This is a genomic window from Streptomyces viridosporus, assembly GCF_002078235.1.
GTDB classification, from domain to species: Bacteria; Actinomycetota; Actinomycetes; order Streptomycetales; family Streptomycetaceae; genus Streptomyces; species Streptomyces viridosporus.
The window spans coordinates 1-26,701 of sequence record NZ_MSGP01000116.1 but is presented as its reverse complement, the minus strand read 5'-3'; the positions used below and the strand labels follow the sequence as shown (position 1 = coordinate 26,701).

Here is a 26,701-nt window from a genome sequence, read left to right as displayed (position 1 = left end):
CCTGGACGATCCGGTAGGCGGTGCGGCCGACGGAGGCGGGGACGGCGGCCGGGTCGGTGACCCGCTGCTCCAGGGCGACCTTCATACCGGCCTGCCGGGACTCGGCGACCAGCGTGTCGAGCGCCGCGAGCGTCGGCTGCGGCCGACCCGCGTCGTCGGACTCGCCGGCCCGCAGCACGCCGATGATCTCCCGCAGGTCCTGCAGCGCCTCGTGCGCGCTCTCCCGGATGACGCCCGCCGCCCGCGCGATCTCCTCGCGGGGCGCGTCGGGCCGGAACTCCAGGGCGCCCGCGTGCACGCTCAGCAGCGTCAGCCGGTGCGCGAGCACGTCGTGCATCTCCCGGGCGATGGCCTCGCGCGCGAGCCGCTGCGCCTGCTCGGCCCGCAGCCGTGCCTCCGTCTCGGCGCGCCGGGCCCGGTCCCTGAGGCTCAGTATGAGCTGGCGCTTGGAACGCACGAACATGCCCCAGCCGACGACCGCGGCGAACAGCACCACGAAGAGGACGAGCGCGGCGAGGTACGGCAGCTCGGGGTCGGGGCGCCACCAGAAGTAGAGCGGGACGATCACCAGATGGGCGCCGCCCACCCACGCCACGTAACGGAAGGGACGGTGCACGGCGAGGGTGAACAGGGCGATCACGGCGACGCCGCCGGACGTCTCCGAGACGAAGCTGACCGGGACCATGACCGCGGCCAGGCCGAGCGGCCGGCGCCGGCGCAGCCAGACCGCGGCGCAGGACAGCACGCCGAGCACCTGGTCGACGGCGATCAGGGGTTCCGGGGCGGAGGAGACGTCGGCGAGCGTTGCGGCAGCCGCCAGGCCCATGAGGACGGACAGCAGGAAGCAGGAGAAGTCGACGAGCCAGTCGCGCACGGTGCGCCGGGGCCGGCGCCCGGAACGGGCCGTGTCGGGGTCGAGTTCGTGCAGGAGGGCGGACGGGAAGAACCATCTGCGCCCCGTGAACACCGGAACGGCCTGCGCCGCCTTGTCGCCAGTCACGGTCGACAAATCTACGCACGGGGCGTTCCCGCCACGGCGGCCAGGTCGGGATCGCCCACCAAAGTCGCACCACCGCAGACTTTCGGCGCACCGGGCGGCACGGATCGCGTTCTTCCGTCGGGCCGGTCCCGCCCCGCGGCCGATGCGGACGAGGGGTCCGTGGGGCGAGGGTCGGCGGCATGAAGCAGTTGCTGGGATTCCTGGGTTTCATCGCGGTGGCGCAGGGCGCGGCGGGCCTGGTCACCGAGTTCTCCGGCTGGCGCGTGGGGTTCGTGCAGCGGATCGGCTTCCTCGACGGCCGCGAGGTCTGGGCGAGCGTCGCCCTGATCGTGCTGGGCGTCGCCCTGTTCGCCGCCGCGGAGAACCGGAGGTCCGGCTGATCACCGGCCGGGCCTCCGTGCGGGCGGCGGCGCCCCTCGGCGGGCCGCGGTCAGGGGCTCTCCGGAAGCTCGTACGTGCCGTACGCGGGGCGGCCCGCCAGGTCGTAGGACTGGACGGAGACGCCCGCGGCCGTGATCTCCCCGCCGGTGTGCCGGAACGCCGTCGGTGCCGAACCCTCCGGGAACAGGCGGCGTCCGGCGCCGAGAACGACCGGGAAGGTCAGCAGGTGGAGGGTGTCCACGAGACCGAGCGCGAACAGGGACTGCGCGAGGGTGGCGCTGCCGTGCACCTGGAGCTCGCCGTCGGTGCGCTCCTTGAGGTCGGTGACCTCCTTGGCGAGGTCGCCGCCGATCACGGTGGTGCCGGCCCACCCGGGGTCGGTGAGGGTGCCGGAGACGACGTACTTCGGCAGGCCGTTCAGCTTGCCGGCGATCGGGTCGGCCGGGTCGGTCACCTTCGGCCAGTACGCGGCGAAGATGTCGTACGTGCGGCGGCCGAGGAGGAAGGCGCCCGCGCGGGAGAAGACCCCGCCGACGAAGCGGCCGAAGTCCTCGTCCCCGTACGGGACGCTCCAGCCGCCCTGCGTGAAGCCGTCCCGGGTGTCCTCCTGGGGGCCGCCGGGGGCCTGGTGGACGCCGTCGAGGGAGACGAAGGCGGTGACGACGAGCTTGCCCATGGCGGTTCCTGTCTTTCGGGGGTCGGGAAATGCGCGATCGTCGGTGCAGACCCCGGCGGCGCCCGCGACTCATCGGTCGTGCGCCGGGTCGATGTCCGTTCGCCGCCGGTGTCCCGGGGGCCGACGCGCTGGGATGGGGGCATGAACTCACCGACGAACTCTTCACGCCCTTCGCCTTCTTCGTCCTCCTCGGGGACCCTGCGCGGCAGGGCGGCCCTGGTGACCGGCGGCAGCCGCGGGATCGGCGCGGCGACGGCGCTGCGGCTCGCGCGGGAGGGCGCGGACGTGGCCGTGACCTATGTGAACGACGAGGAGGCGGCCGCGAACGTGGTGCGGGCCGTCGAGGCGCTGGGGCGCCGCGCGGTGGCCCTGCGCGCGGACGCGGCGGACGTGGCGGAGGCCGCCGGGGCGGTGACGGCCGCGGTGCGGGCGCTGGGCCGGCTCGACATCCTGGTGAACAACGCGGGCGTCGGTCTGCTCGGCCCGCTGGAGACCCTCTCCCCCGCCGACGTCGACCGGGTCCTCGCGGTGAACGTGCGCGGGGCCTTCGTGACCGCGCAGGCGGCCGCCGCCCATCTGCCGGAAGGGGGAAGCATCGTCACCGTCGGCACCTGCATGACCCAGCGCGTGCCCGGTCCCGGCGGGACGCTCTACGCGATGAGCAAGTCGGCCCTGGTGGGTCTGACCAAGGCCCTGGCACGGGAGCTGGGCGGGCGCGGGATCACGGCGAACATCGTCCATCCGGGTCCGATCGACACCGACCTGAACCCGGCGGACGGCCCCCACGCCCCCGGCCAGGCGGCCCTGACCGCGCTGGGCCGCTTCGGTACGGCCGACGAGGTGGCGGACACCGTCGTCCACCTGGCGGGAGCGGCGTACGTCACCGGCGCGGAGTTCGCCGTGGACGGCGGGCACGCGGCGTGAGGCCGGTGCGTTCCCGAGGTGCCGTGCTCCGCGCGGGCCGTCCCTCCGGCCCCGGCGGGTCCCCGCCGGGTCAGCCGCCCAGGTCCCGGTGGCGGGCGGCCAGGGCGGTCGCGCCCCGCTCGGTCAGGGTGCCGAACAGGCGCAGGCGGGAGATGCCGCCGTCGGGGAAGACGTCCACGCGCGCGTGGGTGCCGACCGCCGGTTCCGGGAGGACGAAGCGGTGATCGGTGTCGGGCTGGAGGCGGGTGCGGGGCAGGATCTCCCGCCACCCGCCGGCCTTGCTGGCGGCGGTGTCCTTCACCGACACCGAGGCCCAGCCGGCGCTGTTGCCCTTCAGGTACGCCGTGTCGATCTCCAGGGCGCGGATCCGCGCCTGGGCCGTCAGCCGGTAGCGGATCCAGTCGTGTCCCCGGTCGCGGCGGCGCCGGGTCTCCCAGCCGTCGTCCATCCTGCGGGGGCGGTCGGGCCGGATGGTGTTCACGGCCGGTGAGTAGAAGAGGTCCGACGCCTCCTCGACCCGGCCGCCGTTCTCCAGGGCGACGACGTCGAAGGTGCCCAGCGCCGCCAGCCACGCCGGGTCCGGGACGACCTCGCCGTACACCCGCAGGCGGGCGATGCCGCCGTCGGGGTGCTGGTTGAGGCGCAGGTGGGTGAAGCGCCGCTCGGCCGACACGGCGAAGCCGTTGGCGGCGTGGCCGCCGACCGGTGCGGGCGGGACCAGGGTCGTCCACTCCGTCCGGTCCGAGAGCAGTTCCTCCGGCGCCGGGGAGCCGGGCACCGAGGCGCCCTCGACGGACACGGCCCGCGGGTGGTTGCCGCGGAAGTGGGCGGTGTCCACGACGATGCCGCGGACGACCCCGGGCGCGCCGAGCCGGATCAGCGCCCAGTCGTGGTCGTCGGCGGCCGGCCAGGGGTGCTCGGAGGAGGGACCGCGCCGGCGCCGGGTCTCCCAGCCGTCCATGACCTTGCCCTTGTGCCCGAAGCGCCCGGGGTCGAACTCGGCGCGCTCCGGCAGCAGCAGGTTCTCGCGCTGGGCGAAGAACTCGTCGTTGGCGGCGACGACACCGGCGCCGAGCCGGCGGTCGGCGAGGTCGGCGAGGTGGGTGAAGGGGAGGTCGGCGGTGCGGTAGTCGGCGTACGGGTCACCGCCGCCGTAGGGGTTCGCGTCGCCGGTGAAGCGCGCCGACGGGGAGGAGTGCTGCGCCGTCACGGTGATCCGGTCCTGCCTTTCGGGGTCAGCGGGGTCGGGTGAGCAGCCGGCCCTTCGGTTCGGTGAACTCGCCGTCGGCGACGACGCACCGGCCCCGCAGCCAGGTGGACTTCACGACGCCGTACAGGGTCCTGCCCGCGTACGCCGTCACGGGGTTGCGGTGCTGGAGGGCCGCCGGGTCGACGGTGAAGGTCTCGTCGGGGGCGAGGACGGCGAAGTCGGCGTCGCGGCCGGGTGCGATGGCGCCCTTGCGCGCGTCGAGTCCGACGAGCCCGGCCGTGCGCGCCGACATCCAGCGCACGACGTCGTCCAGGCCGTGGCCGCGCCCGCGGGCCTCGGTCCAGACGGCCGGCAGGCTCAGCTGGAGGCCGGAGATGCCGCCCCAGGCGGTCGCGAAGTCGTCCGTCTTGAGGTCGGCGGTGGACGGGGAGTGGTCGGTGACGACGCAGTCGACGGTGCCGTCCGCCAGCGCCTGCCAGAGCAGGTCCCGGTTGGCCGCCTCGCGGATGGGCGGGCAGCACTTGAACGCGCTGGCGCCGTCCGGGACCTCCTCCGCGGTGAGGGTCAGGTAGTGGGGGCAGGTCTCGACCGTGACGCGCACGCCGTCCGCCTTGGCCGCGGCGATCAGGGGCAGTGCGTCACCGGAGGAGAGGTGCAGCACGTGCACCCGCGCGTCCAGGCGCTCCGCCTGTTCGAGGAGGTGGGCGATGGCGGTGTGCTCGGCGTCGCGCGGGCGGGAGGCGAGGAAGTCGGCGTACCTCGGGCCGGCGGCCCGCGGGGCGGTGGCGAGGCGGTGCGGGTCCTCGGCGTGCACGGTCAGCAGCCCGTCGAAGGCGGCGATCTCCGCGAGGGAGCGGGCCAGTTCCTCCTGTCCCAGGTGCGGGAACTCCTCCACGCCGGAGGGCGACAGGAACGCCTTGAAGCCGAAGACGCCGGCCTCGTGCAGCGGGCGCAGGTCCTCGACGTTGTCCGGCAGGACGCCGCCCCAGAAGCCGACGTCGACGTGCGCCTCGGCGGCGGCGGCCCGCCGCTTGGTGCGCAGGTGGTCGACCGTGGTGGTCGGGGGGAGGGAGTTGAGCGGCATGTCGACGAGCGTGGTGATGCCGCCGGCCGCCGCGGCGCGCGTGGCGGTCCGAAAGCCCTCCCACTCCGTGCGGCCGGGGTCGTTGACGTGGACGTGGGTGTCGACCAGGCCCGGCAGCAGGACGTCGTCGCCGAGATCCGTCAGGCGGGCGGCTCCGGGGACGGGCGCGTCGTACGGCAGGACGGCCGTGATCGTGCCGTCGGCGACCGCGACGGACGCGGCGCGTGTCCCCCCGGGGGTGATGACACGGGTCGAGCGCAGTACCAGTTCGGCGTCGGACACCCGGTTCCTCCTGACCTTCCGTCCGGTCCGGACTCGACGTCCACCTGCGGTGTTCAACGTTCTGTTGAAGGAGTCTTCACCCCCGCCCCCACCCCGTCAAGGGTGCGCCCCCGCACAGCCGCACCACCGACCGCGTCTCGATCGGTTCCACGGAGCGGAATTGATGTTTCGGTAAGTAGAACGCAATCGCGTGCAAGCGGGCGGCCGACCGGCCGCCGGGTAGGCTTCTGACCTTCTCGCCAGTCCCGAAAGGAACGCGCCGTGCCGACGTCCAGCGCCAGCACCACCGACTCCGCCCGGTCCACCGCCAGTGGCGGCGTGCAGTCCCTCGAGCGCGCCTTCGACCTGCTCGAACGGATGGCGGACGCGGGCGGCGAGGTCGGCCTGAGCGAGCTGTCCGCGAGCAGCGGTCTGCCCCTGCCGACCATCCACCGTCTGATGCGCACCCTCGTGGCCTGCGGCTACGTACGGCAGCAGGCCAACCGCCGGTACGCGCTCGGTCCGCGCCTGATCCGGCTCGGCGAGTCCGCCTCCCGGCTGCTGGGCACCTGGGCGCGCCCGCACCTGGCCCGTCTGGTGGAGGAGACCGGCGAGACGGCGAACATGGCGCTGCTCGACGGGGACGAGGTCGTCTACGTGGCGCAGGTGCCGTCCAAGCACTCGATGCGGATGTTCACCGAGGTCGGCCGGCGCGTCCTGCCGCACTCCACCGGCGTGGGCAAGGCCCTGCTGGCCGGCTTCCCGCCGGAGGAGGTCCGGGCGCTGCTGGCCCGCACCGGCATGCCCGCCGCGACGGAGAAGACCCTCACCACCCCGGAGGACTTCCTCGCGGCGCTGGAGGACGTGCGCCGCCGGGGTTACGCCGTCGACGACAACGAGCAGGAGATCGGCGTCCGCTGCCTCGCGGTGCCCGTGCCGGACTCCCCCACGGCGGCGGCGATCTCCATCTCCGGTCCCGCGGGGCGGGTCACGGAGGCGGCGACCGAGAAGATCGTGCCGGTGCTCCAGCAGGTCGCGGCGGAACTCTCCGAGGCGCTCACCGCGTCGGGCGCCTGACCGCCGGGGGCGGCCCCCGGCCCCGGTGAACCGGGGCCCGCCCCGGCCGGGTGTTCCTCGGCACCCGGAGCCCTGCCGCCCCGGGCACCCGCGCGGCCACGCGGCCGTGCGTCAGCCCCGCGGTGGCTCCCCGAACAGCTCCACCGCGTCCCGCACCTCCCGCACGCCCCGCCCCAGCGCGCTCACCGAGCCGATCGCCCCCGCGACCAGCAGCAGCGAGCGGCGCAGCCGGGGAACCTCGGGGCTGCCGCCGGCGGCCAGGGAGTCCAGCACGGCCAGCTCCTCCTCCGCGATGCTCCGGTCCGGGAACTCCGCCGGGTGCGCGGCGAGTTGCCGACGCAGCCGGGAGACGGCGGAGCGCAGCTCCGCCACCCGCGGGTCCACCCGACCGTCGGGCGTCCGCCTCTGTTCCACGCTCCGCACCACAGCCCACCCCCTGGCACGTCGTTGTGCGCCTGACCGCCCGGCCCGGCACCCCCGCCGGTCGGTGCGGGCCAGTAAACGCCACCCCGGCACCCTCGCGCCAGTCCGCTGCGTCATCGACTTGCTCCGGAGCGTGACGCCGTGGCCCGGGGCTCTCGTCCCGCACGGCGCCCCGACACCCGCCGACCGGTGCGGTATGCAGGACCCATGACGACACATCACACCGGCCGGGACGCCCCGGCGGTGGCGGGACTGCTGCTGGCCGCGGGCGGCGGGCGGCGCCTGGGCGGACGGCCGAAGGCGCTGCTCACCCACCGGGGGCGGCCCCTCGTGGAGCACGCGGCGCGGGCGCTGCGCGCGGGCGGCTGCGCCCGTGTGCACGTGGTCCTCGGCGCGCGGGCGGACGAGGTGCGCGCCCGCGCCGCACTGCCGGGCTGCGTGCTCGTCGACAACCCGGAGTGGGAGCGGGGCATGGGCACCTCCCTGCGGGCCGGACTGGACTCACTGTCCGGGACCGGCGCGCGCGCCGCGCTGGTCTCGCTGGTCGACCAGCCCGGCATCGGGGCACAGGCCGTCGCCCGGGTCCTCGGCGCGTACACCTCCCCGGAATCGCTCGCCGCGGCCGCCTACGACGGCGTACGCGGCCACCCCGTCCTGTTCGGCTCCGCGCACTGGGCCGGCGTCGCCGCGACTGCCACCGGCGACCGGGGGGCACGCGCCTATCTGAGGGAGCACGCGGCACGCGTCGCGCTCGTCGAGTGCGGGGACGTGGCCGAGGCGTACGACATCGACACCGAGGCGGATCTGGCGCACCTCGAGTGAGCGGGCCGGCGGCGCGCGGGCGGGGCGGCACCGAGCGCCGCCCCGCCCGGCCCCCGGAGCACCCCGACGTCAACAGAACATTGAACTTCCACCATGAGGAAACTACTATCCACCGATCAGAAACGCACGGCCCTCGCCCGGGCGTCCACCGCCGTCCCGGACCCACCGGCACCCGGTGCCGCGCACGCCTAAGGAAGTGACAGCTGATGTCCGCACCAGCGCCGTCCCCGCTGGCCATCGTCGACGCCGAGCCCCTGCCCCGGCAGGACGAGGTCCTCACCGACACGGCACTCGCCTTCGTGGCCGAACTGCACCGCCGGTTCACCCCCCGGCGTGACGAGCTCCTCGCCCGCCGCGCGGAGCGCCGCGCCGAGATCGCCCGCACCGGCACCCTCGACTTCCTCCCGGAGACCGCCGCCGTCCGCGCTGACGACTCCTGGCGGGTGGCCCCGGCCCCCGACGCCCTGAACGACCGCCGCGTCGAGATCACCGGCCCCACCGACCGCAAGATGACCGTCAACGCCCTCAACTCGGGTGCGAAGGTCTGGCTCGCGGACTTCGAGGACGCCTCGGCGCCCACCTGGGAGAACGTGGTCCTCGGCCAGCTGAACCTGATCGACGCCCACACGCGGAACATCGACTTCACCGATCCGGGGTCCGGCAAGTCCTATGCCCTGCGCCCGGCCGAGGAGCTGGCGACGGTCGTCGTGCGCCCGCGCGGCTGGCACCTGGACGAGCGTCACCTCACCGACCCGGACGGCACCCCGGTGCCCGGCGCGCTGGTCGACTTCGGCCTGTACTTCTTCCACAACGCCGAACGGCTGCTGGACCTCGGCAAGGGCCCGTACTTCTACCTCCCCAAGATCGAGTCCCACCTGGAGGCCCGCCTCTGGAACGAGGTGTTCGTCCTCGCGCAGGACTACCTGGGCATCCCCCGGGGCACCGTCCGCGCCACCGTCCTCATCGAGACGATCACGGCCGCGTACGAGATGGAGGAGATCCTCTACGAACTGCGCGACCACGCCTCCGGGTTGAACGCCGGCCGCTGGGACTACCTGTTCTCCATCGTCAAGAACTTCCGCGACGGCGGGGCGAAGTTCGTCCTCCCGGACCGCAATGCGATCACCATGACGGCCCCGTTCATGCGCGCGTACACCGAACTCCTGGTGCGCACCTGCCACAAGCGCGGCGCGCACGCGATCGGCGGCATGGCGGCGTTCATCCCCTCCCGCCGGGACCCGGAGGTCAACAGGACGGCCTTCGAGAAGGTCCGCGCCGACAAGGACCGCGAGGCGAACGACGGCTTCGACGGCTCCTGGGTGGCCCACCCGGACCTGGTCCCGATCGCCATGGAGTCCTTCGACCGGGTGCTCGGCGACAGGCCCCACCAGAAGGACCGGCTGCGCGAGGACGTCGACGTCAAGGCGGAGGACCTCCTCGCCGTCGACTCCCTCGACGCCAGGCCGACGTACGCGGGCCTGGTCAACGCCGTCCAGGTCGGCCTCCGCTACATCGAGTCCTGGCTGCGCGGGCTCGGCGCGGTGGCCATCTTCGACCTGATGGAGGACGCGGCCACCGCCGAGATCTCCCGCTCCCAGATCTGGCAGTGGATCAACGCCGGTGTCGTCCTCGACGACGGCGAGCGGGTCACCGCCGACCTGGCCCGCAGGATCGCCGCCGAGGAGCTGGCGGGCATCCGCGCCGAGATCGGCGACGAGGCGTTCGCGGCCGGCACCTGGCAGCAGGCGCACGACCTGCTGCTGAAGGTCTCCCTCGACGAGGACTACGCCGACTTCCTCACCCTGCCGGCGTACGAGCGGCTCAAGGGCTGAGGCCCGGCCCCGCTACTTCTCCGAGTGGCCCAGGGACTTCCCCGGGGCCACTCGGTCGCGTACGGCCCGCTTCACGGCCGTCGGCTCCGGGAAGCCCTGCTCGCGCCGGTCCCACACGACCTCGTCGCCGACCCGGACGACGAAGACACCGCCCGTGCCGGGCCGCAGCGCCAGTTCCGTCAGTTCCGTCTCGAAGGTCGTCAGCAGCTCCTGCGCCAGCCAGGCCGCCCGGGGCAGCCAGCGGCACTGGGTGCAGTACTCGATCTCCACCCGCCGTACGTCCGTCATCCCAGGTGCACCGACCAATCCTGTTCCGCTGCCGGCTTGCCGTGCAGGTCCGGGACACGCTTGAGCCAGTCCGGGCGGCCCTGCTGTGTCCGCGCCGCGCGCCGGGCGTTCTCCTCGGCGAGCTCCTCGGCGCTGGGGAAGTCGGTGGGCAGCCAGTCCCCGGAGGCCCGCACGCGCGCGTGGAGGTACCTCACGTACGCTTCCCGGGCCTCGTCGGGCGTGGCGAAGCCCGGCTCCTCGGCCAGCCAGGCGTCGGGCACCTCCGCGGTGACCGCCCGCAGCAGCTCCTCGGTCACCCGGGGGGCGAGTTCGGCGTCGGCGGCGCGGACGTCGGGGCCGTACCCGCCGAGGGCGTGGTGGCGGAAGTCGTACGCCTTGTGCGGATCGGTGCCGTCCCAGCGGTGGTGGAAGAGGAGCGCGGCCCCGTGGTCGATGAGCCACAGGCGCGGGGGCGCGACGCCCAGGGTCGGCCAGACCATCAGGTTGGAGCTGTGGACGGTCCGGTCCACGTTCACGGTCAGCGCGTCGAGCCAGACGATCCGCCCCGCCTCCAGCGGATCGACGGGGAAGACCTGCGCGACCTCGGGGGTGAGGTCGCGGGCACCCGGCAGGTAGTCCATGCCGAGGTTGATCCCGGCGCTGGAGGCGTGCAGCTCCCGCACCTCCTGGTGCGGCTCGCTCTCGGCGACCGCCGGGTCGAAGCGCACCAGGACCAGTTCGGGGAAGCGCAGGCCCAGGGCGCGGGCCAGCTCACCGACGATCACCTCGGCGACCAGCGCCTTGCGGCCCTGCGCGGAGCCGGTGAACTTCACCACGTAGGTGCCCAGGTCGTCGGCCTCGAACACCCCGGGCACGGACCCGCCGGACCGCAGGGGTGTGAGGTAGCGGGTCGCGGTGACCTCTCTCAGCATCGTCCCAGGCCCCACAAGTCGCTTGCCCTACCTTCCTCGACCGGCTCCGACGCGGTGAGACCCGGAGACGTCCCGGATCGGCCCCGGGGAGCGTCCGGGGAGTTCCGGCCGGCGTGCTCGTCTCCCCGTCTCCTCGGCGCCCGTCGTTCAGACGGTACGCCCCTTGCTCACGGCCTCCGGCCTCCGGCCTGAAAAGAGCATAGTAACCGGGCGTGACGGTCGAGGGGGAATGCCCGAGCCGTCCTGCCGACGTCCTCGCGGCGCCCGGACGCCGGGTCCGGCCTCACCGCGTCCCCGGCGGGCGACGCAGCTCGTCGACCCTCATCAGCCGGGCGAGAAGGAGGTACCTCGTGGGCGAACCGATGCGATCACAGCTCCAGCCGAGCCCCAGCGAAGTGATCTGACTCACATTCCGTCACGGCGCCCGGTGACGCGGTGTCTTGAGGCCGAACCCCTGGAAACGGAGGAGGCGTGATGACCGGGAACACGCATGTGGTCGTGATCGGCGGCGGATACGCGGGCGTGATGGCCGCGAACCGGCTGAGGCTGCGCGACGACGTGACCGTGACGCTGATCAACCCGCGCCCCGACTTCGTCCGCCGGGTCCGCCTGCACCAGTTGGTGGGCGGGTCCGACGACGCGGTCGTCGCCTACCGGGACGTCCTGGCCGAGGGCGTCCGGCCGGTGGTCGGGACCGTGACCCGGATCGACGCGGCCGGGCGCAGCGTGACGCCGGCGGCCGGCGGCACGCTCGACTACGACTACCTGGTCTACGCCGTGGGCAGTGGCAGCGCCGAACCGAGCGTGCCGGGGGCGGCTGAGTTCGCCCACCCGATCGCCCCCCCCTGGAGGCGGCACAGCGGCTGCGTCCGGTCATCGACGCCGCTCCCCCGACGGCCCCGGTGACGGTGGTCGGCGCCGGTCCCACCGGCGTCGAGACCGCCGCCGAGCTGGCGGAGCAGGGCCGCCGGGTGACCCTGGTCTGCGGCGGCGTTCTCGGCCCGTACCTGCACACCCGGGGCCGGCGCTCGGTCGCGAAGCGGCTGGCCGAGCTCGGTGTGACGGTCATCGACGGCTCCGGCGCGAAGGTGACGGCGGTGACCCGCGACGCCGTGCGGCTCGCCGACGGCCGTGAACTGCCGAGCGTGGTCACCGTCTGGACCGTCGGCTTCGGCGTTCCCGACCTGGCCGCGCGCAGCGGGCTGAGCACCGACGCCGTGGGCCGTCTGCTCACGGACGAGACGCTGACGAGCGTGGACGACGCGCGCATCGTCGCGGCCGGTCACCGGCGCCGGGCGGGTGGCCCGTATGTTCGTCGGCGGCATCGGCAAGCTCGCGGGCACGCCCACCGTCGAACCGACCGCGGTCAACGGCAGCCCGGCCCTCCTCGTCCGCCTGGACGGCGAGATCGACGGCGTCATGGTGATCCGTGTCGAGGACGCCCGCATCACCGGCCTCCACTACGTCCGCGACCCGGAGAAACTGTCCCGCGTCGCCTCCACGACCCCGCTCACCCTGCGCTGAACACCACCGGTCCCCGACGCGCGGACGTCACTGCTTCCCAGACCCCGCACCACCCGAGACCCCGCACAACGAACCCGCACCACGCCGTGAGGAGGGCCGTACCGAAGCGCCGGGACGCCGCGCACTCACGCCGGCGGAACCCCCTGACCGGGAACGAGGATCCCGGCAGCCCGGGTCACGCCGGTCGGAATGTTCTTCGCCCATGGCACCGCCTCGCGTGATCGGATCACTTGCGACCGATCCACGCCCGCAGTCGCCCACGAGGCGCGGCACGCGTGCACAGGCGAGGGGGAGCACACGGTTCCGATGGTGAGACGGCGGAAGGCCGCGGGCCGGACAAGGGCCGAACTGGCGGCGGTCCACTCCCTGGCCCTTCTCGTGCACGTGCTGGCGGCGGTGGCCGCGGTACTCGCCGGCCCTTGGAAGCTCCTGTGGTTCCTGCCCGCCCTGCTGGGTTCGCTGGTGGCGGTCTGGTGCGTACGGTACGGAGTCCGGTGGGCCGACGCGGCTGAAGCGGCTGAAGCGGCCGCGGAGGAGGAGGAGGAGGCCCGTCGGTCCGGGACCGTCGCGGATCCGTCGCCCCAAGCCGTTCGCCCCGACGAGGAGTGACCGCAGAAGGCGGCCACGAGGCCGGTGGGCCCGTCGCCGTCCACCGGTGCGCCGGGAGCGCCGGACCCGGTCGCCCGCCGGGCGGGGCGCGCGACCCGCAAGTCCCGGATCGACCGGGACGGTTCACCCCGACTCGGGAGCGTGCGGGCTGCTCGCGGGCGGCTCGGCGGGGCGGTCGCGGCCGCCGTCGTGGCCGGACGCCACCACGGCGAGGAGACCGATCACGACGGCCGCGGCGGCGGCCCGGCCCGCGGCCCGCAGGACCCAGCCCGGCAGGGACCCGCCCTCGCGCCGGCCCGGCGCGCCCAGCCGCTCCGCCCGGCGGGCCGGTCTCAGCAGCCGGAGCAACAGCAGGACGGCGACCGGCAGTTGCAGCAGCCACAGCACGGTGCGCGGCCACTCGCCGTACCAGACGTTGGTGCCGTACAGCAGGGTGTGCCACACGCTCAGCACGTACACGACGATCACGAAGCGGTGCAGCCGTCGCCAGGCGTTCGCGCCGATGCGGTGCCGGACGTAGAACAGCAGCCCCAGAGGAATCGCCAGGTACAGGGCGCCCTGGCCGATCGGGATGGCGATCCGGCCGGTCCCGGAGTCGTACCACCCGGGCACGAAGGTGTCCGCGAACCCGACCCACAGCCGCTCGGCCCACGCCAACTGCGCCTCGTACCGCACGAGTTCCGCCGCGAACATCAGCGCGTGCGCGAACATCAGCGCCATCGTGGTCAGACTGGTGGTGCGGTGCCAGCGCTCCAGTACCTGCCGGGAGACCGGCAGCCGACTCGGGCGCGGCCCCGACAGCAGCAGCCCGAGCATGACCGTGCCCCACGCCCACAGCAGCCCCGACCAGCCGAACGCCTGGCTGAGCAGGTACATCCAGTACCTGCCGGCGTCGTCCATGAAGGGCATGACCGCGACCGTCGCCGAGTCGCCCGACTCCATGCGCGCCCAGAAGAACACGAACACGGCCGCCGTGAGGACGACGGCCGCGGTCGCGTCGGGCAGCGCGGCCCGCAGGTCGGCGCGCAGGGTGACGCGTTCGGCGGGGCTCCGCTCGCGTGAGGGCGGGGCGGTGGTGCCGTCCGCGTCCGGCGTCGCGTCTGGAAGCATGCCGTGGCCTCCCGGCAGTGGTCGTCCGCATACGGTGAGGGTGGGGTTCCGGGGACCAAGTGTGGCGGAGAGGACCGGAGTTGCCGAGTCCCGATCAGGCCAGAGCGGCCGGCCGGGCCGGAGCCCGCCCTTTCGTCCACGACGCGAGGGAACGTACTATCGCCTGGTCATCACCGCGACGGGAGACAGGAAGCCGGTGCGAATCCGGCACGGTCCCGCCACTGTGACCGGGGAGTGCACCCCCTCGACACGCCACTGCGCGAGCCGCGGGAAGGCGGGGGGAACGTCGATCCGGGAGTCAGGAGACTGGCCTGTCGCGGGCCCGTTCCGAGGAGCGCGGACTCCCCAGGAGGCTTCACGTGTACGACGGCACGTCCCGTCCCCCGCTGTTCTCCCCTGCCCGCGGGCGCCGGTCCCCGCGCGCCGCGGCCGTGGCCGCCGCCCTGTCGGCGGTCCTGCTGCTGACCGCGGGCTGCGGCGCGTCGCAGGACACCGCCCGGGCCGCGGAGCCCGCGGCGTCGTCGCTCGAGGGCTTCCCCCTCACCGTCGACAACTGCGGTGTGCGGACGACGTACGACAGGCCCCCCTCGCGGGTGGTCACCATCCACCAGCACCCGGCGGAGCTGATGCTCGCCCTGGGCCTGAAGGACCGCATGGTGGGCACCGCCTTCCCGGACTCGGCCGTCCTGCCGGAGCTGAGGAAGGACTACGCGGCCGTCCCGGAACTGGCGAAGAGGGAACCGTCGTTCGAGACGGTCCTGGAGGCCGAGCCGGATCTCGTCTACGGCGGCTACGGCAGCGCCTTCGCCGAGAACGAGGGCCGCTCCCGCAAGGCGTTCGCCGACGCCGGCATCGACACCCACCTCAACCGCGAGTACTGCGGCAGGAAGCGGGTGACGATGGAGGACACCTACGAGGAGATCCGCACCGTCGGCCGGATCTTCGGCGTACCGGACCGGGCGGACGAACTGGTCGCCGATCTGGAGGGCCGGGTCGGCGAGGCCGCCGCAGCCGTCGAGGACGAGCCCGGCGTGTCCGTCTTCGTGTACGACAGCGGCGACAGGACCGCCTTCACCGCGGGCGGCAGGAGCCTGGGCACCGAGCTGATCCGGCTGGCCGGCGGGAGGAACGTCTTCGCCGACCTCGACGACGTCTTCGGCGACGTCTCCTGGGAACAGGTCGTCGCGCGCAAGCCGGAGGTCATCGCCGTCTACGACTACGCCGGTGCCGGGAGCGTGGAGCAGAAGAAGGAGTTCCTGCTCTCCCAGCCCGCACTCGCCGACGTGCCCGCCGTGAAGAACAAGCGGTTCGTCGTCCTGCCGCTGACCGCCACCCTGGTCGGCATCCGGTCGGCGTACGCGGTCGAGGACCTGGCCCGCGGGCTGCACCCCGAGAGCTTCCGGTGATCCGCCCCGCCGCGGACGCGGCGGACACCACGGACCCCGCGGGCACCACGGATACCGCGGACACCGCGGACACCGCGGACACCGCGGACACCGCGGACACCGCGGACGCCTCCGCCCGCCCGGCCGCCGACCAGCGCCGGCCGGGCGGGGAGGACGGGAAGGACGGGAAGAGCGGGGAGGACGGGAAGAGCGCGGGCCGGCCGGGCGGGAGGCGCGCGGGCCGGGGCACCCTCACCGCGACCCTCCTCGTGCTCGCCGCGCTGCTCGTGGTCTCGGCCACGGCGGGGCTGGCCATCGGCTCGGTCCGGGTGCCGCCCGGCCAGGTGTGGGGCATCGTGACGCACGCGCTGGGCGCCCCCTGGCCGGAACCGGACTGGTCCGGGGCGCGGGAGACCATCGTGCTGGACGTGCGGGCGCCGCGCGTCCTGCTCGCGGTGGTGACCGGTGCCGGGCTCGCGGTCGTGGGCACCGCCCTGCAGGCCCTGCTGCGCAACCCGCTCGCCGAGCCCTACCTCCTGGGAGTCTCCTCCGGGGCGTCCCTGGGCGCGGTCGCGGTGATCGTGTTCGGGGTGAGCGTGTTCGGGCCGGTGTCCCTGTCGGTCGCCGCGTTCGCGGGTGCGCTGGGCGCGCTGCTGCTCGTCTACGCCACCGCCCGCACCGGCGGCCGGATCACCTCGGTCCGGCTCGTCCTGTCCGGCGTCGCGATCGCCTCGGTGCTCACCGCGGTCCTGGACCTGCTGCTGCTCACCACCGGCCGGGGCAACGAGGCCCGCACGGTCCTCGCCTGGACCCTCGGCGGCCTCGGCGGCGTCACCTGGGGCACCCTCTGGCTGCCGAGCGCGGCCCTGCTGACCGGCGTCGGGGTCCTCATGACGCAGGCGCGCCACCTGAACCTGCTGCTGGCCGGCGAGGAGGCCGCCACCACGATGGGCCTGGACGTGGCCCGCTTCCGCGCCCGCATGTTCGTCCTGGTCTCCCTCGTCACGGGCGTGCTGGTCGCGGCGGCGGGGCCGATCGGCTTCGTCGGCCTGATGCTGCCGCACCTCGTGCGCCTGTTCGTCGGCGGCGATCACCGCCGGGTCCTGCCGACGGCCGCTCTCGGCGGAGCCGTCTTCCTGGTCTGGGCCGACATCGCCGCGCGGACCGTCGCCGCGCCCATGGAGATCCCCGTCGGGGTGCTCACGGCGCTGTGCGGCGGCCCGTTCTTCCTGTGGCTCATGCGCCGCGACGCCCGCCGCGGCACCGACCGAGGAGGGGCATGAGGGCGACCGAACTCGTCGTCGACGGTGTCACGCTCACCGCCGGAGCGCGCCGGCTGGTCCAGGACGTCTCCCTGACCGCCCGTCCGGGCGAGGTGATCGGCCTGGTCGGCCCCAACGGCAGCGGCAAGTCCAGCCTCCTGCGCGCCGTCTACCGCGTCCTGCGCCCCGACGCCGGCCGGGTCCGCGTCGACGGTGCCGACGCCTGGTCGCTGCCCGTGCGGCGACTGGCCCGCACCGTCGCGGCGGTGGTGCAGGAGCCGGGCGCCGGCGTCGACCTCACGGTCCGCGAGGTCGTCGCGATGGGCCGCACCCCGCACAAACGGCTGCTCGACGGCGACACCGCCGAGGACACCGCGCTGATCGAGGAGGCCCTCACCGCGGTGGACGCCACCGACCTGGCCGACCGCTCCTTCGACCGGCTCTCCGGCGGCGAACGCCAGCGCGTGCTCATCGCCCGCGCCCTCGCCCAGCAGCCCTCCCTGCTCGTGCTGGACGAGCCGACCAACCACCTCGACATCCGCCACCAGCTGGACGTCCTCGGCACACTGCGGCGGTTGCCCGCCACCGCTCTGGTCGCCCTGCACGACCTCAACCTGGCCGCCTCCCACTGCGACCGCCTCTACGTGCTGCGCGACGGCCGGGTCACCGCCTCCGGCCCGCCCGCCGAGGTCCTCACCCCCCGGCTGCTGGCCGAGGTCTACGGCGTCACGGCCGAGGTCGCCGTCCATCCGGGCACGGGGGCACCCCAGGTGACGTTCCTCCCCGGGCGTCCGCGGCCCGGTGCACCGTCCGGACGGGCGCGGCCCGCGGCCGACGCGCCCCGCGACGAGGAATGCCACACACTCCTGTAGAGGGAACGCCCCCGCGGAGGGGGCGACGCGTTCCCGCACCGGTCGCGAGGGAGAGGGGTCCGACGTGCTCGATGTCCCGGTCTGGCTGTGGGTGGCGTTCGCCGTCACGGTCGTGGTGTCGCTCGCCGTGGACCTGCTGGCCCACCGCACCGCGCACGTCATCGGATTCAAGGAGGCCGCCGCCTGGAGCGCGGGGTGGATCGGTCTCGCCCTGGTGTTCGGCGCGGTCGTCTTCCTCGTCCTGGGCACGACCGCGGGGACCGAGTACACCACCGCGTGGCTGCTGGAGAAGAGCCTGTCGGTCGACAACCTGTTCGTGTTCGCCGTGATCTTCAGCTACTTCAAGGTCCCCCGCGCCTACCAGCACCGCGTGCTGTTCCTCGGTGTCTTCGGCGCCCTGGTCTTCCGCGCCCTCTTCCTCGCCGCGGGCGTGGCCGTGGTCAACCGGTTCACCGTCGTCCTGTACCTCTTCGCCGCGGTGCTGTTCTACAGCACCTACAAGCTCCTCAGGGGCGAGGAGGAGTCCTTCGACCCGGGCAACAGCTTCGCCGTGCGGATGCTGCGGAAAGTCATCCCGGTCCGGGACGAGTACGCGGGCACGAAGTTCTTCGTCAAGGAGGCCGGCAAGCGCGTGGCCACGCCGCTGCTCGCGGTGGTCGTCGCCGTCGAGGCGGCCGACCTGATCTTCGCCGTCGACAGCGTCCCGGCCGTCCTCGCCGTCAGCGACGACGTCTTCATCGTCTACACCAGCAACGCCTTCGCCATCCTCGGTCTGCGCGCCCTCTACTTCATGCTCGCCGGGCTGCTGGACCGCTTCCACTACCTCAGCATCGGTCTCGCGGTGATCCTCGCCTTCATCGGCGTCAAGCTCGTCCTCCAGGCGTCCCACAAGATGATCAGCACCGACATCCCCGAGATCCCCTCCCTCGTCAGCCTGGCCGTCATCGTCGTCGTCCTCGCCGCGTCCATCGTCCTCAGCATGCTCCGTCCCGCACCGTCCCGGCCCTCCGAACCCGCCGCCCCGCCCCGGGACGACCGATCGTCCGACCGATCGGACGACCCGCCGTCGACGCCGTGACGGGCGCGGGCGCGCTCCTGCGGTCATGCTCGAACAGCAGGACGCGGAAGCGGACGCCAAGGACGCGGAAGCGACGTCGGAGCGAGCGTGCGGAGGAACGGCCGTGGACACGGACGGACAGCGAAACGCGCAGGGGCTGCTCTGCCTGGTCACCGGAGCGTCCGGATACATCGGCGGCCGTCTGGTGCCGGAACTGCTGGAGGCCGGCCACCGGGTCCGCTGCCTGGCCCGTTCGCCGGGCAAATTGCGTGACCACCCCTGGGCGGGTGACGCCGAGGCGGTGCGCGGGGACGTCACGGACGCCGAGTCGGTCGCCGCGGCCATGCGCGGCGTCGACGTCGCGTACTACCTGGTGCACGCCCTCGGGTCCGGCTCCGGATTCGAGGACACCGACCGCCGTGCGGCCCGGATCTTCGCCGAGCAGGCGCACGCCGCCGGCGTGCGCCGGATCGTCTACCTCGGCGGACTCACCCCGAAGGGCGTACCCGAGCACGCCCTCTCCCCGCACCTGCGCTCCAGGGCCGAGGTCGGGCGCATCTTCCTCGACGCGCCGGTGCCCGCCGCCGTGCTGCGCGCCGCGGTCGTCATCGGCTCGGGATCGGCCTCGTTCGAGATGCTGCGCTACCTCACCGAACGGCTGCCGGTGATGGTCACCCCCCGCTGGGTGCACACCCGTACCCAGCCCATCGGGGTCCGTGACGTGCTGCGCTACCTCGTCGGCTCGGCCACCCTGCCGGCCGAGGTCGACCGGACGTTCGACATCGGCGGGCCGGACGTCCTGACCTACCGGGAGATGATGCGCCGCTACGCCGCCGTCGCCGGACTGCGGCGGCGGCTCATCGTGCCGGTGCCGGTCCTCACCCCGCGGCTGTCCAGCCACTGGGTCGGCCTCGTCACCCCGGTGCCCGCCGCCCTCGCCCGCCCGCTGACCGAGTCGCTGCGGCACGAGGTCGTCTGCCTCGAGCACGACATCGCCCGGTACGTGCCGGACACCCCGGATCGGCCGATGCCGTTCGACGAGGCGCTGGTCCTGGCGCTGCGGAAGGTGCGGGAGGCGCAGGTCGCCACGCGCTGGTCGTCCGCCGACGTCCCCGGAGCGCCCAGCGACCCGCTGCCCACCGACCCGGACTGGGCCGGCGGCAGCCTGTACCAGGACGAGCGGCAGCTGCCGGTCGCCGCGTCCCGGGAGGCGCTGTGGAAGGTGATCGAGGGCATCGGCGGCGACAACGGCTGGTACTCCTTCCCGCTGGCCTGGGCGGTCCGCGGCTGGCTGGACCGGCTCGTCGGCGGGGTCGGCCTGCGTCGCGGACGGCGTGACGCCGAGCGCCTGCGGGCCGGCGACTCGCTGGACTTCTGGCGGGTGGAGGAGATCGAGCCGGGCCGTCTGCTGCGGCTGCGGGCGGAGATGCGGCTGCCGGGCCTGGCGTGGCTGGAGATGTACGCCGAGACGGACGCCGAGGGCCGCACCCGTTACCGGCAGCGCGCCCTGTTCCACCCGCGCGGCCTGCCGGGGCACGCCTACTGGTGGTCCGTCTCCCCGTTCCACGCCGTCGTCTTCGGCGGCATGGCCCGCAACATCACCCAGGCCGCCGCCAAGGGGATGAGCGCGCGCGGGAGCGCGCCGCACGCCGGCCGCATCCGGCGCCGCCGCGCGCGCGAAGCCCGGCGGTAGCGCACCTGGTCCCCGGGGGAGCGCACCTGGTGCCCGGGGAGTGCGCGGCGCGCGCCGGCCCGCCGGGCGCGGTCCGTCACCCCGCCACGACCGACCGCACCACCGCGACCGCCTCCGCCAGCCCCGCCGGACGCGGCAGGCCGGACGCGCCCTGCCCGGCCCACCCGGGCCCGAGCGTCAGGACGACCGGCCTCCGGCGGGCACCGCGCACCCCCCACTCCATCGCGGCCACGTGCTGCGCCAGCGGCCGGCTCGCGGTGGTGCGGGACTGCGCCCACAGCCCCACCGCGGCCGGCCCGGTCCTGCGCACCGCCGCGACGAGTGACTCGACGGGCAGCGCGCCGCCGAACATGCGCACCGGGAGGCCGTGTTCGGCCAGGGCGGCGGCCAGGGCCTCCAGCGGCAGGGTGTGGCTCTCCCCGGGGACGCAGGCGAGCACCGTGGTGGCGCCGGGACGGTCGGCGGCCACGGGGGGCGCGCTGCGGCGCAGCGCGCCGGAGACGTGCCAGGACAGGAAGTGCTCGACCTCGACGTACCTCTCGCCCGAGCTCTCCCACTTGCGGCCGACCGCCTGCAGCGTCGGCATGATCACCTCGGTCCAGGCGGCGACCAGGCCGTGCTCGGCGATCGCGGCCAGCAGCAGTTCCTCCAGGGCGGTGGCGTCGAGGCGCAGTGCGGCACGGGCGATCCCCTTGCACTCCTGCCGCGCGTCGCCGAGCCGGAGGCCGCTGCCGGCCCGGCTGCGGTCCCGGGCCGGCGGACGCGGTGCCGAGGCCGGCGCCGGGGCCGGGGCCCGCCGGGCCGGGGCCGCGTTCGGCGCTGTGCCGCCGCGCGCCATGCGGGCGGCCTCGGCGGGCGGCAGCCCGGTCGCCGTCAGGGCGCACATCCGCTCCAGCCGCGCCACGTCCGCGGCGGTCCAGCGCCGGTGCCGGCCGCCGGTGTGCGCGTCGGGGCCGAGCCCGTAGCGGCGGTCCCAGGTGCGGACCGTGGTGGGCGCCACCCCGAGCCGTCTGGCCACCTCGCCGGTGGTCAGCCCTCCGCCGCGCCGCACGTCCTCGTCGGTCCGGTCGTCGTCGGTCCGGTCGTCGCCGTCGTCTGCGCTCCTGCTCATGAGACCACTGTACGACGCACAAACGACGCATGTTGTCTGCGTCGTTTGTGCGTCCCGAGACTGAGGGGCATGCGCACGGCCCCCACGGTCCGCACGGCGACCGGCACCGATCGACGGACGGCTCTCCGTCCCCGCACAGGACGCACGGCAGGAGGAAGCAGGCCATGAGCACGCACACGCGACCCACCGGAGCGCTCGTCCCGCCCGCGGCGGAAACGCGGTACGAGGACGAACTCGCCCGCGGTCTCCGGGCGGCCGACGCGAACGCGTTCGCGGCCATCTACCGGCGCTGGGGTCCCCTGGTCCACACCCTGGCCACCCGGTCGCTCGGCGACACCCACGAGGCCGAGGACGTGACCCAGCAGGTGTTCCTCGGCGCCTGGCGCGGGCGGGACGGCTTCCGCCCGGAACGGGGCCCGCTGGGCGCCTGGCTCGTCGGCATCACCCGCCGCAAGATCGTCGACGCGCTGGCCGCGAGGACGAGGCGGCTGGCGCTCGTGGACTCGGCCGCCCGCGGCACCGGCCCGCCCCCGCCGGACGCGGAGGTTCCGGAGAACGTCCTGGACCGGGTGCTGCTGGTCGACGAGTTGTCCCGGCTGCCCCGGCACCAGCGGGACGTGCTGCGCCTGGCGTTCTACGAGGACCTGACCCAGAGCCAGATAGCGGAACGGACCGGGATGCCCCTGGGCACCGTCAAGAGCCACGCCCGCCGCGGCCTGCACCGGCTGCGCGGGGCGATCGAACAGGGCCGCGCCCGGGGGACGGACCCGTGAGCCGGTCGAGGAACCGGTCTCGAGGAAGCAGCCGGAGGAACCGGTCGGAGGAACCGGTCGGAGGAACCGGTCGAGAAAGGGGCGCCGCCCGCGCATCCGCGGCGCCCCCTCCACGTGAAACAGGACCAAGACCCCCATAACGCTTCACAGCAGACAGAGCTCCCCTGCGAAGGGATGATCCCCATGACCTCCCGCACCCCCCTCGCCGTCGCCGCGTCGGCCGGCGCCTGCGCCCTGACCCTCGGGGCCGGCGCGCCCGCCCTGGCGGCTCCCCCCGCCCAGGACGACAAGGCCATGGTGTCCGTCTTCCACGGCATCCCCGGGATGACCGTCGACGTCTACGCCAACGGTGACGAACTGCTCGGTGACTTCAAACCCGGCACGGTGACCGACCCGCAGGCCCTCGATGCCGGGACCTACGACATCCAGATCTTCGAAGCGGGCCGGGGACCGGACGGCACACCGGCCCTGGAGAAGCAGATCAAGGTGCCCGAGGGCGCGAACGCCACGGTCGCCGCCCATCTCACCGCCGCGGGCGAACCCCAGCTGACGGCCTTCGTCAACGACGTCTCGCAGGTCGACGCCGGCAAGGCGCGGCTGACGGTGCGCCATGTCGCGGCCGCTCCCGCCGTCGACGTCCGCGCGGGCGGACAGCCGGTCTTCACCGGCCTGGAGAATCCGAACGAGGACACCACCGAGGTCGACGCGGGCACCGTGAACGCCGACGTCGTGCTCGCCGGTACGGACACCGTGGCCATCGGCCCGGCCGAGCTGGGCCTCCAGGAGGGGACCAGCACCGTCGTCTACGCCTGGGGCAGCGCCGACGAAGGGAACCTGGCCCTGAAGACGCAGACGTTCGGCGGCATGGAGTCGGCGCCCGACACCGTCGACGCCGGCGGCAGCGGCGCGGCCGTCGCCGCGAACTCCTCCGACCAGTGGACGGCCTGGGCCGCCGCGGCCGGAACGGTGACGTTGGCGGTGACGGGTGTGCTGGTGGCCCGCCGGGTCGCGGGCCGGCGTGGCTGAGAACCGACGGTGGCCGACCGGTTCGGCGGTGACGGCCGCCGCGCTGGCGGCCGTGATCGGCCTGTCGGGCGCGCCGTCGGACCCGGTTTCTCCCCCGTCCGATTTCGGTCCCGCGGCCCCCGCGCGCGACACCTCGGCGGCCCGGCCGCCGGGCGGTGCGGGGCCGCGGGCCGACGCCCCGCACCGGGCCCCGCCGCCGCGGCGCGTCCTGGTGCGCGGCATCGGCCTCGACGCCCGGGTCGAACCGGCCGGCGTGACCGCGCGGGGCGCCGTGGCCGTCCCCGAGGGCCCTTCCACGGCCGGCTGGTACCGCTTCGGTCCGGCGCCCGGAAGCGACCGGGGATCGGCCGTGCTGGTCGGGCACGTGGACGACGACACCGGCGCCCTCGGCGAGTTCGCCGCGCTGTACGAGGTGCGGCGCGGCGACCGGGTCGAGGTGCGGCGCGCGGGAGCGGATCCGGTCGTCTACCGCGTCGTCTCGCGCTCGACGGTGCCGAAGGACGACCTCCCCTCCTCCGTCTTCCGCCGGACGGGGGCCCCGGTCCTCACCCTCGTCACCTGCGCGCCCCCGTTCGTCCCCGAGCGGGGAGGCTACCTGGCCAACCTCGTCGTCACGGCGGTGCCGGCCGGGTCCTGACGGTACGCCGGGAGCGCCCGGTCCGCACCCGAGCGGTGCGGGCGGCGGGCACCCGGCACGAGCAACGGGAGGCTACGGTGACCCACGTCGAGACGGCGCACCTGGTGGAACTGGCGTTGGGGCACATCGCCCACGACGACCTGAGCGCCCTGCGGCACATCGCGGAGTGCGTCCGCTGCCGGGACGAACTGAGGACGATGACACGCGTGGTGGCCGCCGCGCGCACCGCGGACATCGTGGACCTGCCGACGGCGCCACCGGAGCACGTGTGGCAGCGGATCGCCCGGGAGCTGTCGCAGGGGGCAGGCGCTCCCCCGCCGTCCGCGCGGGACGCCGCCCACCGGCCTCCCGCGGGCACGGCCGCCCGGGCGGCACCCGGCCGGACCGTCGGGGCCGACGGAGGGGCACGCCGTCTCCTGCTCGGCCTGCTCGGCCTGCTCGCGGGGGTCGCCGTCGCCCGGTGGGCGGGACGCGGCCGTCCGGTCAGGGCTGCTTGCGGGCCTGTTCGGCGGCCCGGTCGGCGGCGTCGGTCTCCGTGGTGGCCCCGCGCGTACTGAGCTTGCCGCCGCTCGACTCGAGGTGGGCGCGGACGAACCACTGGAAGAGCTCCAGACCGCGCAGCTGCTCGATGAGGATGTCCTGGGTGACGGGGTCGGACGTCTCGGTCTCCTTCATGGCCTCGCGGTGGTCCTCGATGACGGACGTGTACACCAGGTCGAGGGCGCCGAGGTGCTCGATCGCCTCGGCACGGCCGATCGAGTAGTCGTCCCAGGTCCGCTCCCTCACCAGCGCACCGGGGGTGCCGTCGGGTTCGCCGCCGAGGGTGGAGATCCGCTCGGCGAGGTCGTCGGTCATGTCGCGGACCTTGTCGACCTGGGGGTCGATCATCTCGTGCACGGCGATGAAGTGCGGCCCGACGACGTTCCAGTGGATGTGCTTGAGGGTGAGGTGGAGGTCGTTGAGGGAGTGGAGGCGCATCTGCAGCAGTTCGATGATGCGCCGGCTGTCCTGGGTGCTCATCCCCGGCACGGTGTACGAGACGTCCGAAGGCTGTGACGGCACGGTGGTGCTCCTTGCGTGGTCCGGTCCTGGAACATTCAGATAAGCGGCTCGGGTGCGGATCCGGCCGTCCGACGGCGGCCGACCGGTCCGATCTCACCGGAGTGGAGCAGGGCGGGAGGCCGCCGGGTGCGACCGGCTGCCACGTCCTGCGGTCCCGCCCGGGGTCACGCCAGCGGGTCGTGGCCCCAGTTCATGAGCGAATACCTCCACCGGGTGTCCCGTACGTCGCCGTCGGGCCGCTGGGCGAGGTGCCGCCGGACGTAGCCGACGACCTTCCGCATGTGCCGGTAGTCGTCGTCCGAGAGGTCGCCCTTCTTCGCGCGCAGGATGGCCACGATCCGGCGGCCGGAGGCGTGCCCCGTGGACTCGCCGCCGTCCTCGCGCTGCCCGACGCTCCGCGACTGCTCCGAGGCCAGCCACTTCTCCAGCTCGGCCGGCTTCATGTTCACCAGGTCGCGGAACTCGTCCCAGGTCTCTTTCCGCCCGTCGTCGTCCACGCGGCCTCACTTCTTCCGCAGCGCGGACGGCTTGTGCACCGCGGACCTGCCGGACTTCTCGCTGCGGACCTGGTACTGCGGTTCCTCGGGAGAGGCGTCCACCGTCCGTCCCGCGGCTTCCGTCCGCTCGGTGATCTCCTTCTCCACCTCACCCTCGGCCCGGCCGCCGTGACTGCTCCAGGCGACCTCGTCGCCCTTTCTCGGCCTCTCGGGATTCTTCGCCTTCCCCGGATCCTCCGGCTTCCTGCCCTCGCCACGGCTCTTCGCCATCCCGTTCTCCCTCGTTGCGCACGGTGGACAGCTCGACGCCCCCTCTCCAGGGTGCGGGCTTTCCGTCCGCGGCGCAGCTCGCGGGCTGCCGCGGCCGAGCTGGTCGTCGTTCCCCGCGGCGGCGGGAACGCCCCGTGGCGGCAAGGACGCCCCGTGACGGTCGGCGCGCTCCCCACTCGCACGCCCCTCAGCGGGTGCACCGACCGGCACGTGCCGCGACCATGGCGTTACGGGCTCCGGCCCTCCGGCTCCCCACGGAACAGGCAGGACACATGGACAAGACCCAGCTGATCGAGGCGACCACGGGCAAGGCGGCGGACGACGGCGACCGGCTCACCACCGAGAGCGTCGGGCACACGCTCGACGCCCTCTTCGGGACCGTGGAGCATCCGGGCTCGATCGCCGAGGCCCTCGGCCGCGGGGAAACGGTCCACCTGGGCAGCTTCGGCAGTTTCCACCTCGAGGGCGGGACGGCCGCGTTCCGTCCGGGCAAGGCCCTCACCGAGTTCCTCCAGCACACGACGCGCTGAGCGGGCCGGGGAGCACGTCCCCGGCCCGCTCGTCCCGCTCGTCCCCGTCGCCGTGATCACCCGGTCAGGGCAGGGTCCATTTCTGGTTGGGTCCGGTGTGGCAGGTCCACAGGTGGACGGCGGTGCCGTCGTTCCAGGTGCCGCCGGAGGCGTCGAGACACTTGCCGGACTGCGGATTGCGCACCGTGCCGTCCGACTGCGCCGCCCACCGCTGCGCACCCGTGCCGTTACAGGTCCACACCTGCACCCGCGTCCCGTCCGCCGTGCCGCCGCCGGAGACGTCCAGGCACTTGCCCAGCGCCCGCAGCGAACCGTCCCCGGCGACCGTCCACCGCTGCGCGCTCGTGCCGTTGCACGTCCACACCTGCACCTTCGTCCCGTCCGCGGTCGCGGC

Annotated in this window: 30 protein-coding genes, 1 pseudogene and 1 riboswitch; of the genes and pseudogenes, 18 read left to right on the top strand and 13 right to left on the bottom strand. The window is 74.2% G+C overall.

The features are described from left to right. Window positions 1–1,000 (bottom strand): sensor histidine kinase (locus B7L92_RS08615; protein ID WP_081236855.1); only part of this gene is annotated, 1,000 nt, incomplete at its 3' end. A gap of 179 nt (window positions 1,001–1,179) precedes the next feature. Between B7L92_RS08615 and B7L92_RS08610 the strand changes: the two genes are divergently transcribed. After that, window positions 1,180–1,380 carry a hypothetical protein gene (locus B7L92_RS08610; RefSeq protein WP_081236851.1) on the top strand — a complete coding sequence of 67 codons (201 nt, stop codon included), beginning with the start codon at window positions 1,180–1,182 and terminating at the stop codon, window positions 1,378–1,380. Between the two features lie 50 nt (window positions 1,381–1,430). On the opposite strand, the gene B7L92_RS08605 is transcribed toward B7L92_RS08610, so the two are convergent. Then, complete coding sequence (locus tag B7L92_RS08605; protein ID WP_081236850.1) at window positions 1,431–2,057, bottom strand: dihydrofolate reductase family protein; 627 nt, start codon at window positions 2,055–2,057, stop codon at window positions 1,431–1,433. Between the two features lie 141 nt (window positions 2,058–2,198). On the opposite strand from B7L92_RS08605, the gene B7L92_RS08600 reads away from it, so the two are divergent. Next, entirely contained in the window at window positions 2,199–2,981 is a 783-nt protein-coding gene (locus tag B7L92_RS08600) for an SDR family NAD(P)-dependent oxidoreductase (RefSeq protein WP_081236849.1), read from the top strand. A 70-nt stretch (window positions 2,982–3,051) separates the two neighbouring features. On the opposite strand, the gene alc is transcribed toward B7L92_RS08600, so the two are convergent. Further along, entirely contained in the window at window positions 3,052–4,191 is a 1,140-nt protein-coding gene (alc, locus tag B7L92_RS08595) for an allantoicase (RefSeq protein ID WP_081236848.1), read from the bottom strand. Window positions 4,192–4,216: 25 nt separating this feature from the next. Further along, window positions 4,217–5,557 carry an allantoinase AllB gene (allB, locus tag B7L92_RS08590; RefSeq protein ID WP_081236847.1) on the bottom strand — a complete coding sequence of 447 codons (1,341 nt, stop codon included), beginning with the start codon at window positions 5,555–5,557 and terminating at the stop codon, window positions 4,217–4,219. Between the two features lie 261 nt (window positions 5,558–5,818). On the opposite strand from allB, the gene B7L92_RS08585 reads away from it, so the two are divergent. Further along, window positions 5,819–6,613 carry an IclR family transcriptional regulator gene (locus B7L92_RS08585; protein ID WP_081236846.1) on the top strand — a complete coding sequence of 265 codons (795 nt, stop codon included), beginning with the start codon at window positions 5,819–5,821 and terminating at the stop codon, window positions 6,611–6,613. Between the two features lie 111 nt (window positions 6,614–6,724). Here B7L92_RS08585 and B7L92_RS08580 read toward each other — a convergent pair whose 3' ends face one another. Continuing rightward, a complete protein-coding gene (locus B7L92_RS08580) occupies window positions 6,725–7,039 on the bottom strand; it encodes a DUF5955 family protein (protein WP_081236845.1) in 315 nt (104 codons plus the stop codon). Window positions 7,040–7,243: 204 nt separating this feature from the next. On the opposite strand from B7L92_RS08580, the gene B7L92_RS08575 reads away from it, so the two are divergent. Both B7L92_RS08575 and aceB read left to right on the top strand, forming a co-directional pair. Next, complete coding sequence (locus tag B7L92_RS08575) at window positions 7,244–7,858, top strand: nucleotidyltransferase family protein (RefSeq protein ID WP_081236844.1); 615 nt, start codon at window positions 7,244–7,246, stop codon at window positions 7,856–7,858. A 206-nt stretch (window positions 7,859–8,064) separates the two neighbouring features. Further along, the gene (aceB, locus tag B7L92_RS08570; protein ID WP_081236843.1) at window positions 8,065–9,690 is read left to right on the top strand and encodes a malate synthase A; all 1,626 of its coding nucleotides are present in this window, start codon (window positions 8,065–8,067) and stop codon (window positions 9,688–9,690) included. A gap of 12 nt (window positions 9,691–9,702) precedes the next feature. Here the strand turns inward: aceB and B7L92_RS08565 are convergent, their stop codons facing one another. Next, the gene (locus B7L92_RS08565; protein ID WP_081236842.1) at window positions 9,703–9,978 is read right to left on the bottom strand and encodes an Rdx family protein; all 276 of its coding nucleotides are present in this window, start codon (window positions 9,976–9,978) and stop codon (window positions 9,703–9,705) included. After that, window positions 9,975–10,889 carry a HipA family kinase gene (locus B7L92_RS08560; protein WP_081236841.1) on the bottom strand — a complete coding sequence of 305 codons (915 nt, stop codon included), beginning with the start codon at window positions 10,887–10,889 and terminating at the stop codon, window positions 9,975–9,977. Before B7L92_RS08560 ends, B7L92_RS08565 begins: the two co-directional genes overlap by 4 nt. A gap of 474 nt (window positions 10,890–11,363) precedes the next feature. Between B7L92_RS08560 and B7L92_RS08555 the strand changes: the two are divergent. The 3 genes and pseudogenes from B7L92_RS08555 to B7L92_RS08545 form a co-directional block, all read left to right on the top strand. Beyond that, window positions 11,364–12,172, top strand: a pseudogene (locus B7L92_RS08555) (NAD(P)/FAD-dependent oxidoreductase); the annotation flags it as partial. A 25-nt stretch (window positions 12,173–12,197) separates the two neighbouring features. After that, on the top strand, window positions 12,198–12,413 hold the full coding sequence (locus B7L92_RS08550) for a sigma-70 family RNA polymerase sigma factor family protein (RefSeq protein WP_218030435.1): 216 nt from the start codon (window positions 12,198–12,200) through the stop codon (window positions 12,411–12,413). A gap of 306 nt (window positions 12,414–12,719) precedes the next feature. After that, a complete protein-coding gene (locus B7L92_RS08545) occupies window positions 12,720–13,022 on the top strand; it encodes a hypothetical protein (RefSeq protein ID WP_081236854.1) in 303 nt (100 codons plus the stop codon). A 123-nt stretch (window positions 13,023–13,145) separates the two neighbouring features. On the opposite strand, the gene B7L92_RS08540 is transcribed toward B7L92_RS08545, so the two are convergent. Then, window positions 13,146–14,132 carry a ferric reductase-like transmembrane domain-containing protein gene (locus B7L92_RS08540; RefSeq protein WP_081236840.1) on the bottom strand — a complete coding sequence of 329 codons (987 nt, stop codon included), beginning with the start codon at window positions 14,130–14,132 and terminating at the stop codon, window positions 13,146–13,148. 147 nt (window positions 14,133–14,279) lie between these two features. Beyond that, window positions 14,280–14,461, top strand: a riboswitch (cobalamin riboswitch). A gap of 30 nt (window positions 14,462–14,491) precedes the next feature. Here B7L92_RS08540 and B7L92_RS08535 point away from each other — a divergent pair. The 5 genes from B7L92_RS08535 (at window position 14,492) to B7L92_RS08515 (ending at window position 20,401) form a co-directional block, all read left to right on the top strand. After that, entirely contained in the window at window positions 14,492–15,538 is a 1,047-nt protein-coding gene (locus tag B7L92_RS08535) for an ABC transporter substrate-binding protein (RefSeq protein WP_081236839.1), read from the top strand. Then, window positions 15,535–16,800 (top strand): FecCD family ABC transporter permease, encoded by a 1,266-nt coding sequence (locus tag B7L92_RS08530; RefSeq protein ID WP_255310814.1) that lies wholly within the window; start codon window positions 15,535–15,537, stop codon window positions 16,798–16,800. Before B7L92_RS08535 ends, B7L92_RS08530 begins: the two co-directional genes overlap by 4 nt. Beyond that, entirely contained in the window at window positions 16,797–17,651 is an 855-nt protein-coding gene (locus B7L92_RS08525) for an ABC transporter ATP-binding protein (RefSeq protein WP_081236838.1), read from the top strand. Before B7L92_RS08530 ends, B7L92_RS08525 begins: the two co-directional genes overlap by 4 nt. Before the next feature lie 64 nt (window positions 17,652–17,715). Continuing rightward, on the top strand, window positions 17,716–18,729 hold the full coding sequence (locus B7L92_RS08520) for a TerC family protein (protein ID WP_081236837.1): 1,014 nt from the start codon (window positions 17,716–17,718) through the stop codon (window positions 18,727–18,729). A 103-nt stretch (window positions 18,730–18,832) separates the two neighbouring features. Beyond that, window positions 18,833–20,401 carry an SDR family oxidoreductase gene (locus tag B7L92_RS08515; protein WP_081236853.1) on the top strand — a complete coding sequence of 523 codons (1,569 nt, stop codon included), beginning with the start codon at window positions 18,833–18,835 and terminating at the stop codon, window positions 20,399–20,401. A gap of 76 nt (window positions 20,402–20,477) precedes the next feature. Here the strand turns inward: B7L92_RS08515 and B7L92_RS08510 are convergent, their stop codons facing one another. Next, a complete protein-coding gene (locus B7L92_RS08510) occupies window positions 20,478–21,512 on the bottom strand; it encodes a MerR family transcriptional regulator (RefSeq protein WP_081236836.1) in 1,035 nt (344 codons plus the stop codon). Between the two features lie 164 nt (window positions 21,513–21,676). Here B7L92_RS08510 and B7L92_RS08505 point away from each other — a divergent pair, with 164 nt between their 5' ends. From B7L92_RS08505 to B7L92_RS08490, 4 genes are all read left to right on the top strand, one after another. Next, window positions 21,677–22,285, top strand: a complete 609-nt coding sequence (locus B7L92_RS08505) for an RNA polymerase sigma factor (protein WP_081236835.1) — start codon at window positions 21,677–21,679, stop codon at window positions 22,283–22,285. Between the two features lie 183 nt (window positions 22,286–22,468). After that, on the top strand, window positions 22,469–23,311 hold the full coding sequence (locus tag B7L92_RS08500) for a DUF4397 domain-containing protein (protein WP_081236834.1): 843 nt from the start codon (window positions 22,469–22,471) through the stop codon (window positions 23,309–23,311). Further along, entirely contained in the window at window positions 23,304–23,948 is a 645-nt protein-coding gene (locus B7L92_RS08495) for a class F sortase (RefSeq protein ID WP_081236852.1), read from the top strand. The genes B7L92_RS08500 and B7L92_RS08495 overlap by 8 nt, the downstream gene beginning before the upstream one ends. Before the next feature lie 77 nt (window positions 23,949–24,025). Further along, on the top strand, window positions 24,026–24,505 hold the full coding sequence (locus tag B7L92_RS08490) for a hypothetical protein (protein WP_255310813.1): 480 nt from the start codon (window positions 24,026–24,028) through the stop codon (window positions 24,503–24,505). Here B7L92_RS08490 and B7L92_RS08485 read toward each other — a convergent pair. The 3 genes from B7L92_RS08485 to B7L92_RS08475 form a co-directional block, all read right to left on the bottom strand. Further along, a complete protein-coding gene (locus tag B7L92_RS08485; protein ID WP_081236832.1) occupies window positions 24,432–25,010 on the bottom strand; it encodes a Dps family protein in 579 nt (192 codons plus the stop codon). The genes B7L92_RS08490 and B7L92_RS08485 overlap by 74 nt on opposite strands. Before the next feature lie 164 nt (window positions 25,011–25,174). Then, window positions 25,175–25,507, bottom strand: a complete 333-nt coding sequence (locus B7L92_RS08480) for a DUF3140 domain-containing protein (RefSeq protein WP_081236831.1) — start codon at window positions 25,505–25,507, stop codon at window positions 25,175–25,177. Window positions 25,508–25,513: 6 nt separating this feature from the next. Next, on the bottom strand, window positions 25,514–25,777 hold the full coding sequence (locus B7L92_RS08475) for a hypervirulence associated TUDOR domain-containing protein (protein WP_081236830.1): 264 nt from the start codon (window positions 25,775–25,777) through the stop codon (window positions 25,514–25,516). 272 nt (window positions 25,778–26,049) lie between these two features. Here B7L92_RS08475 and B7L92_RS08470 point away from each other — a divergent pair, with 272 nt between their 5' ends. Then, a complete protein-coding gene (locus B7L92_RS08470; protein WP_081236829.1) occupies window positions 26,050–26,307 on the top strand; it encodes an HU family DNA-binding protein in 258 nt (85 codons plus the stop codon). A gap of 64 nt (window positions 26,308–26,371) precedes the next feature. Here B7L92_RS08470 and B7L92_RS08465 read toward each other — a convergent pair. Continuing rightward, a partial coding sequence (locus tag B7L92_RS08465; RefSeq protein WP_143626265.1) for a ricin-type beta-trefoil lectin domain protein occupies window positions 26,372–26,701 on the bottom strand: 330 nt, incomplete at its 5' end.

Coding starts and splice junctions, on each gene's coding strand:
- aceB (WP_081236843.1), top strand. CDS start 8,065: ATGTCCGCACCAGCGCCGTCCCCGCTGGCCATCGTCGACGCCGAGCCC.
- B7L92_RS08475 (WP_081236830.1), bottom strand. CDS start 25,777: ATGGCGAAGAGCCGTGGCGAGGGCAGGAAGCCGGAGGATCCGGGGAAG.
- B7L92_RS08510 (WP_081236836.1), bottom strand. CDS start 21,512: ATGAGCAGGAGCGCAGACGACGGCGACGACCGGACCGACGACGACCGG.
- B7L92_RS08575 (WP_081236844.1), top strand. CDS start 7,244: ATGACGACACATCACACCGGCCGGGACGCCCCGGCGGTGGCGGGACTG.
- B7L92_RS08550 (WP_218030435.1), top strand. CDS start 12,198: ATGTTCGTCGGCGGCATCGGCAAGCTCGCGGGCACGCCCACCGTCGAA.
- B7L92_RS08505 (WP_081236835.1), top strand. CDS start 21,677: ATGAGCACGCACACGCGACCCACCGGAGCGCTCGTCCCGCCCGCGGCG.
- B7L92_RS08500 (WP_081236834.1), top strand. CDS start 22,469: ATGACCTCCCGCACCCCCCTCGCCGTCGCCGCGTCGGCCGGCGCCTGC.
- B7L92_RS08540 (WP_081236840.1), bottom strand. CDS start 14,132: ATGCTTCCAGACGCGACGCCGGACGCGGACGGCACCACCGCCCCGCCC.
- B7L92_RS08560 (WP_081236841.1), bottom strand. CDS start 10,889: ATGCTGAGAGAGGTCACCGCGACCCGCTACCTCACACCCCTGCGGTCC.
- B7L92_RS08525 (WP_081236838.1), top strand. CDS start 16,797: ATGAGGGCGACCGAACTCGTCGTCGACGGTGTCACGCTCACCGCCGGA.
- B7L92_RS08545 (WP_081236854.1), top strand. CDS start 12,720: ATGGTGAGACGGCGGAAGGCCGCGGGCCGGACAAGGGCCGAACTGGCG.
- B7L92_RS08565 (WP_081236842.1), bottom strand. CDS start 9,978: ATGACGGACGTACGGCGGGTGGAGATCGAGTACTGCACCCAGTGCCGC.
- B7L92_RS08605 (WP_081236850.1), bottom strand. CDS start 2,057: ATGGGCAAGCTCGTCGTCACCGCCTTCGTCTCCCTCGACGGCGTCCAC.
- B7L92_RS08610 (WP_081236851.1), top strand. CDS start 1,180: ATGAAGCAGTTGCTGGGATTCCTGGGTTTCATCGCGGTGGCGCAGGGC.
- B7L92_RS08470 (WP_081236829.1), top strand. CDS start 26,050: ATGGACAAGACCCAGCTGATCGAGGCGACCACGGGCAAGGCGGCGGAC.
- B7L92_RS08600 (WP_081236849.1), top strand. CDS start 2,199: ATGAACTCACCGACGAACTCTTCACGCCCTTCGCCTTCTTCGTCCTCC.